Origin of the sequence: Pseudoalteromonas shioyasakiensis, from assembly GCF_019134595.1 — a bacterium.
GTDB lineage: Bacteria > Pseudomonadota > Gammaproteobacteria > Enterobacterales > Alteromonadaceae > Pseudoalteromonas > Pseudoalteromonas shioyasakiensis_A.
Genome location: NZ_CP077770.1, coordinates 405505 through 419698 on the forward strand (window position 1 = coordinate 405505; position 14194 = coordinate 419698).

The 14194-nt window shown below is 41.9% G+C and carries 11 protein-coding genes; 8 read left to right on the forward strand and 3 right to left on the reverse strand.

From position 1 onward, the window contains the following. Positions 1–62: 62 nt before the first annotated feature. Positions 63–2135: a TonB-dependent receptor gene (locus KQP93_RS01930; protein ID WP_254907703.1), complete on the reverse strand. Its 2073-nt coding sequence runs from the start codon at positions 2133–2135 to the stop codon at positions 63–65. A 225-nt stretch (positions 2136–2360) separates the two neighbouring features. Here KQP93_RS01930 and KQP93_RS01935 point away from each other — a divergent pair, with 225 nt between their 5' ends. The 5 genes from KQP93_RS01935 to KQP93_RS01955 all read left to right on the forward strand — a co-directional run bounded on the left by KQP93_RS01935 (position 2361) and on the right by KQP93_RS01955 (position 8631). Continuing rightward, a complete protein-coding gene (locus KQP93_RS01935) occupies positions 2361–3155 on the forward strand; it encodes a VOC family protein (protein ID WP_217875628.1) in 795 nt (264 codons plus the stop codon). A 114-nt stretch (positions 3156–3269) separates the two neighbouring features. Next, positions 3270–3935, forward strand: coding sequence for an SDR family oxidoreductase (locus KQP93_RS01940; protein ID WP_054561175.1), 666 nt, complete (start codon positions 3270–3272; stop codon positions 3933–3935). 137 nt (positions 3936–4072) lie between these two features. Beyond that, positions 4073–4453: a hypothetical protein gene (locus tag KQP93_RS01945; RefSeq protein WP_217875629.1), complete on the forward strand. Its 381-nt coding sequence runs from the start codon at positions 4073–4075 to the stop codon at positions 4451–4453. Continuing rightward, entirely contained in the window at positions 4450–6786 is a 2337-nt protein-coding gene (locus KQP93_RS01950; RefSeq protein WP_217875630.1) for a fatty acid cis/trans isomerase, read from the forward strand. Before KQP93_RS01945 ends, KQP93_RS01950 begins: the two co-directional genes overlap by 4 nt. A gap of 93 nt (positions 6787–6879) precedes the next feature. Beyond that, positions 6880–8631, forward strand: coding sequence for a response regulator (locus tag KQP93_RS01955; RefSeq protein ID WP_217875631.1), 1752 nt, complete (start codon positions 6880–6882; stop codon positions 8629–8631). A 13-nt stretch (positions 8632–8644) separates the two neighbouring features. Here the strand turns inward: KQP93_RS01955 and KQP93_RS01960 are convergent, their stop codons facing one another. Then, positions 8645–9268 carry a hypothetical protein gene (locus tag KQP93_RS01960; RefSeq protein WP_217875632.1) on the reverse strand — a complete coding sequence of 208 codons (624 nt, stop codon included), beginning with the start codon at positions 9266–9268 and terminating at the stop codon, positions 8645–8647. 129 nt (positions 9269–9397) lie between these two features. Between KQP93_RS01960 and modF the strand changes: the two genes are divergently transcribed. Beyond that, positions 9398–10855, forward strand: coding sequence for a molybdate ABC transporter ATP-binding protein ModF (gene modF / locus KQP93_RS01965; RefSeq protein WP_217875633.1), 1458 nt, complete (start codon positions 9398–9400; stop codon positions 10853–10855). 26 nt (positions 10856–10881) lie between these two features. Here modF and KQP93_RS01970 read toward each other — a convergent pair whose 3' ends face one another. Further along, on the reverse strand, positions 10882–11760 hold the full coding sequence (locus tag KQP93_RS01970; protein WP_217875634.1) for a TraB/GumN family protein: 879 nt from the start codon (positions 11758–11760) through the stop codon (positions 10882–10884). A 536-nt stretch (positions 11761–12296) separates the two neighbouring features. On the opposite strand from KQP93_RS01970, the gene ilvG reads away from it, so the two are divergent. Both ilvG and ilvM read left to right on the forward strand, forming a co-directional pair. Next, positions 12297–13946 (forward strand): acetolactate synthase 2 catalytic subunit, encoded by a 1650-nt coding sequence (ilvG, locus tag KQP93_RS01975; protein ID WP_217875635.1) that lies wholly within the window; start codon positions 12297–12299, stop codon positions 13944–13946. Next, positions 13943–14188, forward strand: coding sequence for an acetolactate synthase 2 small subunit (gene ilvM / locus KQP93_RS01980; protein WP_054554110.1), 246 nt, complete (start codon positions 13943–13945; stop codon positions 14186–14188). The genes ilvG and ilvM overlap by 4 nt, the downstream gene beginning before the upstream one ends. The last annotated feature ends 6 nt before the right edge of the window (positions 14189–14194 follow it).

The window sequence follows — 14194 nt, forward strand, 5'->3', positions numbered from 1 at the left end:
GTACCAACCACAAAAAAAGGCACCAAGGTGCCTTTTTTATTGTTTAATTACTTTTCTTATACCTAAAATGCATAGTTCCAAGTTAGGTTTACGGTACGACCCGTGCCCGCAAAATAGCGTGTTGCAGCTGGGCGTGTTTGACCGTAGTAAGTGATGTAGTACTTATCTAGCAGGTTATCGATACCTAGGCTAAATGCACCGTACTCAGCACTTTGATATTGCACCGATAAATCAACGGTTGTGTAGCCGTCAAATTCTTCACCAGTATTAAAGTCGCGGTCAAATATTTTGTTAGCTTGTACGCGGCTAGATAGGTTCGCTGGCCACTGTTGCTGCCAGTAAAGGTTTAAACGTGTAGGTGAAATATTGCTGCCGCCTAAATCGCTCTCTACTTTATTGTCGCCATCACCATCATATTGACCTTCTGTATCAGCGTAACTTGCACCAAATGTTGTGCTGTTAGTTAGGTAATATTGAGCATTTGCTTCAAAACCTGAGATCTCAGTACGCTCACGTTGCACGCTGTAAATACCATCAGCATCAGCTTGTAAACGTGAACCTAAGTCTGAGTCAGACTCAAAGTAGCTGGCTTTAATATTGAAGCTATCGTTGGCATATTCAAAACCTAATTCGCGGTTATCAGAAATAACCGGCTCTAGGTTTAAGAAACTCTCAACCGATAAACCTGCTTGATTAATGCCACGCAGCACACGACCTACATCGGCCATGCTAAAGCCTTCGCTGTAGCTTGCATATAGACGAAGTTCATCAGTTACTTGATAGACAACACCTAAGTTCTCTAATAATTCGTTAAAGCTTGGCTCACCGCCTTCTACAAAGCTGCTGTTGTAAGATGCTAGGGTAGTAAAATCATCCACTTTTAATTTGCCGTATTCATAACGTAAGCCAGCATTGAACGTCCAATCTTCTAGGCCGTCATAACGTAACTGAGCGAAAGGCGCAATGTTATTAAACTTGGTTTTTGGCACCCAATGGCGACCTGTTTGCGCAAGCTCTTGGTATGTTTCGTCAGAAAGTAAATCAATACCGGTCGCAATATCAAACTGACTGTTTAACAGGTTATCTTTATTGTAAGTAACGCGGCTACCAAACTTTTGTGATTTATTTTGAGACTGATCGAAAATAGTCTCGCCATAGGCTGGATCTTGGAACGTAGCAAATGTGCCACCTCCATACATAGCTGCAAAATCTTGCGTAAATAATTGAATAGCAAGGTTACCACCAGCCACATTGCTGTGGTTATAATCAAGGGTAAAGGTTGTTACACGGTTACGTGGCGTGTCGCCTTCTACATCGCCTTTTTCAGCAGAGGTTGCAAGGCCTGTTGCTGGATCGCCATTTACAGCTACAAAGTCACCATTACCTTCAATTTTGTAGTGATTCAGCATTGCTTGAATGCTTTGCTCGTTATCAAGCTGATATTTCACTTTTAAAAATAAGTCTAGACTGGTTGAATCTTGCGTGTCACCTTGTGTGCCATCTAAACCAACAAAGTCACCGTTACCATCGCGATACATACCCGTACTACGAGCCGATACACCACCAATGAAGCTAATATCCTCTAGTTGTTGGCTGAATAAGTAGCTGGCTTTATAGCTTTGGCTGTCGCTGCCACCGTCTGTTGGAGTGCTAAACCCCGCGCTCATTTGGTGATTAAAATCGCCAGCTGATTTTGTGATGATATTAATAATACCGCCACTTGCGCCCATGCCTTGAATTGCATTTGCGCCACTGATTACTTCGATGCGTTCGATCATTGCAGGGTCAATCGTATTCCCATCACGAGAACCGTTACGAAGCGGGTTTGACTGAGGAACACCATCAATCATGTATAGCGGCTCACGGCCACGGAGTGTTTCACCTGCACTGGTCATTTTTTGACGACTTGGTGAAAAGCTCGGTAATAAATTACCTAAAATTTGCGATAGATCTTGAGTATGAGCAAGTTGCTCAGCAATGTCTTCACTAGTAATAACACTGATAGTTGCAGGTACAGTACTGACAGGTGCCGTACTACGAGTTGTAGAAACGGTAATACGTTCAATATCCTGGGCCTGATTTGCAAACGCAGCGATAGGAGTAAGTAAAAAAGGAAGCGCAAATTTCATTGTCATAGTTAAATCGCTATACAATTGTTATTAAAAATTGTTCGCATTTATACATGCGTTTGTTGTGACAATCAATATAGTGCCATAACTGCAATTCTCTGTTTTAGCAGGGTTTAAACCTAAGCTATTGATTATGATTATTTAATTTTTCTAAACGTGAATTAAATAAATCTAAAAAATAATTGGCAAAAAAGCAGCTTGTTGATTACCGTTAATGAAGGAGGAACAGCCATGACAAAAATAAATACAAAACACCCAGCAGGTACTTTCTGCTGGGCCGAGTTATGCGCGAAAGACTGGCAAGCTGCAAAGCAGTTTTATACGCAACTTTTTGACTGGGGTTTTGACGACCAGCCAATAGGCGAAGATATGTATTACACTATGCTGAAAAAGCAAGGTGATGATATTGCCGCTATGTATCAACTGCCAGCAAGTATGAGCGAGATGCCAACCCATTGGTTATTGTACATTGCTGTTGATGATGTTGACCAAAGCACAGAGCTGGCAAAATCATTAGGTGCAACTGTATTGGCAGGGCCACATGATGTTATGACGGCAGGTCGCATGGTGATGCTTCAAGAACCAGGCGGTGCAACATTTGCCTTATGGCAAGCCGGTGAGCATATCGGGGCAAAACGAGTACAAGAGCTTAACCTACCTTACTGGTTTGAGCTTGTGTCGAAAGACATGCAAAAAAGTCGCGACTTTTATTGTCAGTTATTCGGATGGCAGTTTGAGGTGAAACCAATGGAGGGCATGGACTACACCTTATTTACCATTGATGAGCAACCGATAGCAGGCATGCTTGAGATGACCAATGAATGGCCAGATGATATTCCACCCCACTGGATGCCTTATTTTGCCGTAGCAGATTGCGATCAGGCTGTCGCTAAAGCAACGCAGCTTAATGGGGCTATTTGTGTGCCAGCAACAGACATTCCAGATGTTGGGCGTTTTAGTGTGATTACCGATCCACAAGGGGCCGTATTTTCTATACTTAAATCAACCATTGATGAATTAACTTAAGCCCTTGGTTTTTGCCAATCTGTCCCAAGGTATATATATCTAAGCCACCTCAAGATGCACAAACTCGCACCTTGAAGTGGTTTGGGTATAAAAAGCTAATTAAGGAGCAGATTGATGACTAAGCATGTGGTGGTTACGGGGGCCAATAAAGGTATTGGTCTTAATTTTTGTAAACAGTATTCAGCCCAAGGTTACCGTGTTACTGCAGTGGTTCGCACGCCAAGTGAGGAGCTTCAAGCACTCGATGTGAAAATTATTAGCGATATTGATGTGGCTGATGCCGATGATGTTGCAACACTTGCCAATTACTTACATGGCGACAAAATTGATATTTTGGTTAACAACGCCGGTATTTTTCATAACGAAACATTAGCTGATATGGACTTTGCTGCCATCGAAAAACAAATCAGCGTGAACAGTATTGCACCTATTCGTATTACTCATGCATTACAGCAAAGCTTAGGTATTGATGCCAAAGTGGCGATGATCACATCGCGTATGGGCTCAATTGCTGATAATGGCTCGGGCGGTTACATTGGCTATCGTATGTCAAAAGCGGCACTTAATGCTGCCAGTGTTAGTTTAGCCCATGAGCTAAAAGATAAAAAAATTGCCGTAGGGTTATTCCACCCAGGCTTTGTACAAACGCAAATGGTTAATTTTGCCGGCGATATTAGCCCTGAAACTGCCGCAGAGCGGCTCATCAAGCGGATTGACGAATTAAACCTTAGCAACACAGGTGGGTTTTGGCATTCAAACGGCGAAACGCTACCTTGGTAATTATTTATTCTGTTTTTTTATCGTCAGCTAGTTAGTAGTGATTAAGCTGCTAACGGCTGATAAGTTTCGCTAATTATTGAACTTATAGTTTGCTATACTCGTACAATTAAAAGTCATTTTGATGTAGAGAACAGCACATGGAATTAGAGCAAAATAGCGATTTAACCCTTCCTCTTTTTTGTTTCGATGAAAACCTTCACAGCCGCGATATCGAATCTCCAGATTTACTATTACATGTAACGCTAAGCGAAGAGTTACTCGCGCAGCTTTGCCAAAATCCAGCTGTAGATAGTAGTGTGGCAATTGCCATTAATGAATACCGTCTTGAAGCGTTAAATGATGACTATCAAGCATTGATTGATGATGAGCATGATGCGCAGCTGACACTCGTTCGTGGACCATTATTAAGCGCTATGCTTAGTTGCGACAACGACCAAACCTTTGTATCGCCGCAAGTCGATATGATGCCAACCTTCGATTTAGGCGATGACGTTGAAGATATCGAGGAGGAAGGATGAGAAAACTCCTCACTACCGTATTTGGTCTTATTCTATTAAGTGGCTGTGCATATTTAGGTGCCGCTCATTACGATGAACTGTTTGGTGAAGAGCAACCTAGAGAGCGTGTTGTTGCTGCATCAACACTTGAAGGCGCCGAGTTTTTAAGTGATATAAAGCCGGTACTAGACACTCGTTGTGTGGTTTGTCACGGCTGTTATGACGCACCATGTCAGCTTAAGTTATCTTCTGTGGAAGGTATCGACCGCGGCTTAAGCAAAGAGCGAGTTTATGACGGTACACGCTTATTAGCCCAAGAGCCAAGCCGTTTATTGTTCGATGCGACAAGTACCGCCCAGTGGCGTGAAAAAGGCTTTACGCCAGTACTTAACGAGCGAGCACAAACCGAAGAAGCGAACCTAGCTGGTAGCGTGCTTTATAATGCCTTAGTACTTAAGCAAAGTAGCCCTCTGCCTAAGCAAGCTATTTTAGGCGATGAGTTTGATTTTTCGCTCGATCGTGAACAAACATGTACCACAATGAATGAGTTTGACTCATTCGCTAAAGATAACCCACACAGTGGTATGCCTTATGGTTTACCGGGGATCTCAAGCGAAGAGTTTCAACACCTTGCTAAATGGCTTAAGAAGGGCGGTTACCTTGCTCATATTGAGCCTCCTGAAGAAGGCGTACTAAAACAAGTTGAACGTTGGGAAGCGTTCTTAAATCAAGATGGTTTAAAGCATCAACTGGCTGCTCGCTATATTTATGAGCACTGGTATTTAGCGCATATTTACTTCCCTGAGCATGGCGATAAACATAGCTACTTTAAGCTAGTTCGCTCTTCGACGCCGCCGGGTGAAGAGATCAAACATATTAGCACCCGTCGCCCTTATGAAGACCCTAAAGTTGAGCGTGTTTACTACCGTTTAATGCATGATCGCTCGACTATCTTAGCGAAAACACATTTACCATTAGCATTAAATGACGAAAAGCTTGCGCGCATCCACTCGCAATTTATTGAAGCTGATTATCAAGTAAATAAACTGCCAAGCTATAAGCCAGAAGTGGCTTCAAACCCATTTAAAGCCTTTGCTGCAATCCCTGTAAACTCACGTTATCAATTTATGCTTGATGAAGCTGAGCTGATTATTATGGGCTTTATTAAAGGGCCAGTTTGTCGAGGTCAAATCGCGTTAAACGTGATTAATGACCAGTTTTGGGTGGGGTTTGCTAAACCAGAAATGGCGGCGACACCAAAAGTGGGTGAATTGTTGTTGCAACATGAAGATGCCTTAGCATTACCAGCTGAAGAAGAAAGCAATGCCTTGCCGATTTCTAGTTGGGTGAAGTACTCAAAACGTCAAAACAAATATTTGTCAGCCAAAGTTGCCCTGGCTAATAAGATGTTTGAAAACGGTCAGCACCTAACAACCGATTTACTTTGGCAGGGTGATGGCCATAACCAAAATGCAGTACTAACGGTGTTCCGCCACTTTGATAGCTCAACAGTTGTTAAAGGCTGGATAGGTCAAGAGCCAAAAACCGCCTGGATACTCGACTACGCACTATTTGAACGTATTCACTACTTGTTGGTGGCGGGTTTTGATGTGTATGGCAACATTGGTCATCAGCTATTGACTCGTTTGTATATGGACTTTTTACGCTTAGAAGGTGAAGCAAACTACCTTGCATTATTACCAGAAGCTAAGCGTAAAGAAATTAAAGCTCAGTGGTATCGTAAATCACCACCTAGCTTAACCAGTTTCTTTGAAGATGAATTGTCATTTAGTCAACCTACAGGCATTGAATACAAAACAATGGATCCGCAGTCAGAGTTGTTTAATATGCTAAAAGAGAAGCTTAAGCCAATTTTAAGCCCTCGTTACGATTATACGAAAGTGCCTGAACCACTCGCAAAAATTAACGATCTTCCGGTTAAAGCAGTAAACTTGCTGCCGCAAATTTCGTTTGTGTTAGTCAAAGATGGCGCTGATAAGCACAAGGCCTATACCCTTATCCACCATAATGCTCATTACAATATTTCGAGCTTATTGAATGAAGAAGGGCAGCGCGCTTATGACGAAGATACAGTGACAATTGTGCCTGGGTTCATAGGTGATTACCCAGAAGCAATTTGGTACTTACACAATGACCAGCAAATTGCAGCTTTTGCAGCTGGGCTTGCTAAAGCAACAGATGAAGCAGCTTACAGAGACCTGAAAAGTGAGTTCGCTATTCGCCGAACACATCCACAGTTTTGGCAATACAGCGATATTTTACACCGTGTAGCGAAAGAGTATCGCGGCGTTGAATTTGGGTTATTTGATTATAACCGACTCGAAAATCGATAAATTTCTGTTAACTATCATGTTTAAAGCCCACTTCAAGTGGGCTTTCTTGTATTCTATGAACTACAATTATTTTTAAAAAATAATGAGTAAAGCATGTTGCAGCTAGTCACAGATATCCGAAAACGATATCGCTGGGGGTTATTGGCGATTGCCATATTGATCTCTGTATCAGCCATCTTGATACAGAGCCTTTTGTATATCCAAAAGGGTGACGCCAAAGTTATCAACATTGCCGGTAAGCAACGCATGCTGTCACAAAAAATAGCCTTGTACGGCAATGCACTCATTTACCATGAATCCGAACATTTCCAACAGCAACACCGAAGACTACTGGAACAAGCCGTTGAGCAATTTATTGCAGGGCATCAATTTTTAATTCAGCAGGATGAGCAAGGTCACTATATTTATTTAAATGAGGCGCTTGAGGCCCATTACTTCTTGCCTCCTACCGCATTAGATGAGCACGTGAAGCGCTATGTGAGTAAAGCGCAGCAGCTATTAAACAATACCGATAATTTTGCCTATGTGGACCGCTCAACATTTGTTAGCAATCAGCTTGAAGCACTACTCACAAAGCTAGACCAAGCGGTTAAATTACTCGAGCAAAAATCAGTTCAAAAAGTCACATTTTTGGCGGTTTTAGAGTTATTGTTTTGGCTTATCGCCATGGTGTTATTAGCCATTGAGTTATTTTTCATTTTTAAACCCATGGAGAAACTGGTCACTAAAAATATTGCTAAATACAAAGAAAAAAAAGAGTTTGCTGAGCGTGTTAATAAAAATAAAGAGCGTTTTATAGCCCGTACCAGTCATGAATTTAGAACACCATTGCAAGGTTTAACCGCATCAATCGAAGCGCTCGATATCAGCGACAGTCAGCAGCTGACTAAACAGCAGGCGCTTTATTGCGTTAACAGGCTGGTGGCTATGCTAGACGAATTAATGGACTTACAGCAGCTAACCTCGGGAGAATGGCAGTTAAGTTTCACTAGCAGCAATTTGTTATCAACATTAAAGCAAGCTATCTCACCCTATGAATATGCCTGTAACGATAAAGGTATTACCTTGAGCGTGAACTTAGCTGAGTCACTCAATAAAGAGGTGAGTACTGACCACGCAAGGTTGACGCAAATTGTTGCTGAAATCATTAACAATGCCGTTAAATTTACTCCAAGCCAAGGCCGTATTGCCGTAACTGCTGCGTGCCAAGGTGAGCAGCACTTTGTAATGGAAATACAAGATAACGGTAAAGGCTTTGAAAAGCCGCCGACAGATTTACTTAGCTACGAAAATGACTCAGAGCAACATTTTCAAGGCTTAAAAACGGGGCTGCTTAGGGTTATGCACATTGTTAAAGCATTAAAAGGAGAAATCCAATTTCTCAATGCTGAGCCACAAGGTGTGAAAGTATTAATTAATTTAGAGCTAGAGAGCACGCCTAAATCAGCAATGCCAGCGCCGCTGCCGAAAGCTTTACACTGCTTAATTGTGGAAGATAACCCGCTAAACGCCACCATTTTAGGGCGCATGGTTAGCCATTTAAATTACAGCTTTGATGTGGCTGAAAATGGCTTAATTGCCACAGATAAAGCCTCAGATAAGCATTACGATTTAATTTTTATGGATTTAAATATGCCAGTTATGGATGGCTTTAAAGCGATTGATATTATTCGTAATGAGCAGGGGCAACAAGTGCCAATTTTGGTGGTGACCGCCAATACATCGAATGAAGATTTGCAACGAGTATATGAGCTTGGAGCAAACTTGCACGTATATAAACCGATCTCTTTAGATTCAGTGCAAAAAGCTCTCAGCATTTTATTTACTGAGAGCTCACAGGGATAACCAAAGCGTTAAATTAGTTCGTTACTTTAATGTCGCCAACACCCACTTCGACTTCGATATCGTATTGGCCATTGCCACGATAGCTTGAATGCGAGCTAACCACTTTACGGCTAGTGTTACCGTCATTTTTTAAGCCGCGAATTTTAGTGTCGCCGACACCTGTATCAAGCTCGATACGTTTGTAGTCATCAAGCGCGCTATCAATTCTTACCGCGCCCACACCAAGCTCAATCTCAACTGAATTACTTGCGTCGTTAATTTCAATATCGCCAACACCAAGTTCAACATCAATTGCCATCGATTTAGGCATTTTTACATGCCAGTTTTGTTGAATATCATCGTTATCTAATTTTAAGCTAAGTGAGCTGGCACTTTGCGAGTGGCTTAATTCGATATCTGATAAATCAACATCAGAGCTGAACCAGCTATTGTCATTTTTTGGTTCAATGCGAACCGTAACGACGACTTCGCTACCGTCATAGCTTTCGACCTCTAAGCTGCCCACCGGAAAATCAATATCAAGCTGGCTTGCGCCATTCACTGCGAAGTTGTGATTTAGTTCACGTGAGTCTTTTGCCATTGCGTATGTTGTTGTTAGTGCTAAGCCAATTGCTGCTACACAAAGTAATTTTTTCATTGTCTTTTTCCTGTTGATGACCTTTTATACCTTAGTCGCAGCTGTGTTCAAAAAAGGTTTAAACGATTTTTAATTTTTTATCGAATGCGGTAACGTCAAGCTAACGGTAACTTAGAATGAGGATTCAAAGTGCAACAAGTGCAGTTGGTTAATGTTCGAGCCAGCCTAAAGGGGCAGGGCAATGACGTTTATTATTTAGATGATCTCAATATCAATGTATCGCCATTGAAGCAATGGGTTTTACTTGGTGCGAATGGGGCGGGAAAATCGGCCGTGGCAGCTGCCATTGCCGGTTTTGCGAAAATAGAAAAAGGCCAGTATGAAAATAGCTTTGAGCGTATTGCATTGGTTTCGCCAGACAGCCAAAAGCAACTCCTTGCGGCTGAGCTAACAAAAGATCAAGATGATATTATTGATGGTGTTACGCCTTCGAGTACGGTTTATGAGTTAATTATTGCAGGTCGAGACGAGCAACAGCTTGATAGTGATTTGCTACAGCAGTTAATAAGCCTATTTGATTTTAGTGATAAACTTAGCAAGGCATTTCGCGATTTATCGACCGGTGAAACCCGCAAACTGATGCTGATTCAAGCCATAATAGGTCGACCAGATTTACTAGTGCTTGATGAGCCTTTTGATGGCTTAGACGTCACAGCAATAGCTGGGCTTAACCAGCTACTCGCAGAGCTTAGTAAAACAACGACCCTTATTTTTGTGCTCAATCGCTTAACTGAGATCCCTGATTTTGTTGATCACTACGCCTATGTTAAAGAGGGTCATGTCACAGAGCAATTAGCAAAGCCTACAGCCGAGCAGCGCGATGATTTACTAAAGCTGTTGCATCTCACTCATACCCAGTTACAAATACCAGAGGCAGATATTGACCATCAAGCGCCTCCGCTCACAGATTCTATGCTGGTAAAACTCAATAACGCAGCAGTGAGTTATGGCGGCGAGGCTGTATTTGAAAAACTCAACTGGCAAATTAACCAAGGCGAACATTGGCAGTTAACAGGTAAAAATGGCTCAGGTAAAACCTGTTTGCTGAACCTTATCACTGGCGATAACCCGCAGTGTTACAACAACGATATCAAGGTGTTTGGCTACCAGCGTGGAAGCGGTGAGAGTATTTGGCAAATTAAACAACACATTGGTTATATTTCTAACGCGCTACATATGGATTATCGAGTGAGTATAACCGCGCTCAATACGGTTGTTTCGGGCTTTTATGACAGCATTGGTCTTTACCAAAAAGCCACCGATAAGCAACTTGCCATTGCCAAAAAGTGGTTAGCGTTATTAGGTTTAAGTGACAAACAAAGCAGTTCATTTAGCCAGCTGTCTTTTGGTGATCAGCGTTTATTGTTGATTGCTCGGGCTATGGTTAAACACCCTAACTTATTGATCCTTGATGAGCCTTGCTTAGGCCTCGATGAAGCGAATAGGCAACGGGTGTTATTACTAATAGAAAAAATCTGCGCTGCAGGCACTAGCACCGTGGTGTATGTTAATCACCACGCGAGTGACAAAATAGCCGGTATCAACAATTATTTAGAGATGGCAGATTTCACAAAAAAAGCGCCATAAGGCGCTTTTTAAACGATTGAAATCATTTAGATACGGGTAACTTTAAAACCCTTATCTGTTAATTGCTTCAATAAACCGTGTTGCTCTGGTAAGTGTAAAGCGCCCACTGCAATGAACAGCTTTTCTTTACCGATGCGAGTAGATAGTTGATTAACCCAGTCATTGTTACGGTCTATCAACATCACTTGCTCGCTTAGTTGACCATACTGAGAGTCATCAAAGCTTTCATTGTAAAACTGTGTAAGTGTTTTCATATCACCTGATTTCCAAGCCTTAATAAGACCAAAAAAGTAGGTGTCTACATCTGCAAGTTGCTCGAATGTTTCTTCGATCATCTTGTCATTCATAATTGCTAAATGCTCAAACATTTCCATTTGGCGTTCAAGAGTTTCTAGCTCACCAATAGATATTTTATGTTCTTGAGCGTAAGCAAGTACTTGCTTGTCGATGCCGTATTGATCTGAAAAACCGACGCTTTGGAACTCCATTTGCATCATGGTGACCATCACCGCCCACGGTGCTAAGTTCTTAAACATCGCAATATCAATTGATTTATCAGCAAAGTACTTTTGCAGTTTTGCATAGTTTTCAGGTGATAATTCTGATTGTAATGTTTTGCCATTTTTCAGCATCATAAATGGTAATGAGCGACGCTGCATTTCCATCGGTGAAATGGCGCTGATATCCACCTCAACAATGACTTTATCTGAGTTATCGAGTGCTTTTGTTACCTTACTTGGTAAGCCTTTCATGCTGTTGTCACCCACATGCACGGTACCGAATAAATAAGAAGCAACACCGTTTTTTTCTACTTTCCATAACCCCGGCTCTGCGAGTGCATATTGGCTAAAACCAAGCAGTAGCACCATAAAAAACAGGGCATTTATACGCTGGACGAATTTCATAACTTTCCTTTTCATAACGTGGTTTTTTCAATACTAAACTAATTTTTCTTTGATGCGTTAAATTAAATCGGTTCAAAGCAGAAAAATCACATCTAATTGCTAAAAATTAATCAATCATAGAATGGCAAATAACGAGGTGTGAAATTTCAATTTTTTGAATATAATGAAATATAAATCTATTTTTGGTTATTTGTTGAATATTTATTTCTTTAATTTTGCTTTTTAGCCTATTTTTTGAATTGATTTTTATGTTGACTTACAGGCCCCCGCGCGGTACTAATAGAAAAAGGCAGCGGGATGGCTAGATATCCGCTACAAATGAACAGAATTTGGTTATAGATAAATGCTTACAAACAAACTTTCTCTAATTCTAATTAACGTCGTGGTGATTATTATTACCGCGGGGGCTTGTTAGTGCTTAGAGAAAGTTAAAGCATTTAAAAAAGCCCCCCGCACTTAACAGTCCGGGGGGCTTTTTCGTTTTAGAGTTTAAGTTGCAGCAAATACACAATGTCACTGAGGAATGAGGATTTACGATGACAGGCGCAGAGTTAACAATCGATTTATTAGCCAAACATGGCGTTAAGGATGTTTTTGGATACCCAGGTGGTGCCATCATGCCTATTTACGACGCTTTGTACGGTGCGCCAGTCAAACATTATTTGACGCGTCATGAACAAGGAGCGGGTTTTGCAGCAGTAGGGTTTGCCCGCAGCACAGGTAAGTTAGGTGTGTGCTTTGCAACATCAGGCCCTGGTGCGACTAACTTAATAACAGCCCTTGCTGATGCGATGATGGATTCAGTGCCATTACTTGCTATCACAGGGCAAGTACCTACCGCAGCGATAGGTTCCGACGCTTTTCAGGAAGTGGATGTGTTAGGTATGTCGTTATCATGTACTAAACATAGTTACATGGTTGAAAGGGCAGAAGATTTAGCCGAAATCCTACAAGAAGCCATCCACTTAGCACAAAGCGGCCGCCCAGGTCCTGTGTTAGTTGATATCCCAAAAGACATCCAAATGGCGCAAGTACCATTCCACCCTTGGTTAGCCGCCGAAGATCATTTACCAAAATTAGACGCAAACCAAGTTGCGATAGCCAATCAAATCTTAAGTGAAGCGCAGCGCCCTGTGGCGTATATCGGTGGCGGTGTACAAGCTGCTGATGCACAAAACGAGCTTATGCAGTTTTTAGAAAAAACACATATGCCAGCAGTATCAACATTAAAAGCGCTAGGCAGTGTATTACCTGATTATGAATATGACCTTGGCATGCTAGGTATGCATGGCGGTAAAGCAGCTAACTTAGCAGTACAAGAGTGTGATGTTTTGGTTTGTATCGGTGCCCGTTTTGACGATCGTGTTACTGGCAACTTAAGCAAGTTTGCCGCAAAAGCAAAAGTGATACATCTTGATATCGACGCCGCAGAAATTGGTAAGCGAAAGCCAGCAAAAGCATCATTAGTCGCAGATTTAAAAACGTCATTACCGCAACTTGATTGCTTCGTAGCTCCTGATGAGTGGCTAACGCATATCGAAAGCATGATGAAAGAGCATGCATGGCGTTATGACTATCCGGGCGAGAAAGTATTTGCCCCTTATTTATTAAACCAGCTAAGTCAAAAAATGCCATCAACTGGCGTCGTTTGCTGTGATGTGGGTCAGCACCAAATGTGGGTGGCACAGCACATGAAGTTTAGCCACCCAAGTAATCATTTAAGTAGTGGTGGTGCGGGGACAATGGGTTTTGGTCTTCCGGCCGCTATCGGCGCCCAAGTTGCTCGCCCAAATGACTTTGTGATCACGGTGTCGGGTGATGGCTCAATCATGATGAACATTCAAGAACTGGCAACAATTCGTCGTAACAACCTGCCAGTTAAAATTCTAATCCTAGATAACCAGCGCTTAGGCATGGTACGTCAATGGCAGCAGCTATTTTTTGAAGGTCGTTATTCTGAAACAAACCTTTCAGATAATCCTGATTTTGTGCAGTTAGCAGCGGTGTTTGGCATTCCAGGTCAAACCATCACTAAAGCAGATGAAGTCGATGCTGCGGTTGATGCGTTAGTAAATAGTGAAGGCCCATACATTCTGCATGCCTGTATAGATGATAAAGAAAATGTATGGCCGCTTGTACCACCGGGTGCTGCCAATGATGAAATGATGACGGAGACAGTAAAATGAAACACACCCTAACGATTGCACTTAAGAATCAAAGTGTCGCTGTAGAGCGCTTTTTACGCGTTGCACGTCATCGCGGCTTTGACCTAACAACCATGAATTTAGAAATGGCTGACGAAGCGTTTCACGTCACTATGACGGTAGACAGCGATAAGCCAATTTATCTACTAACATCACAGTTAAATAAATTGGTTGATGTTAAACACGTCAATGTTGAAAACCAATTTCAACAACAAGCAATCTAGTAAAAA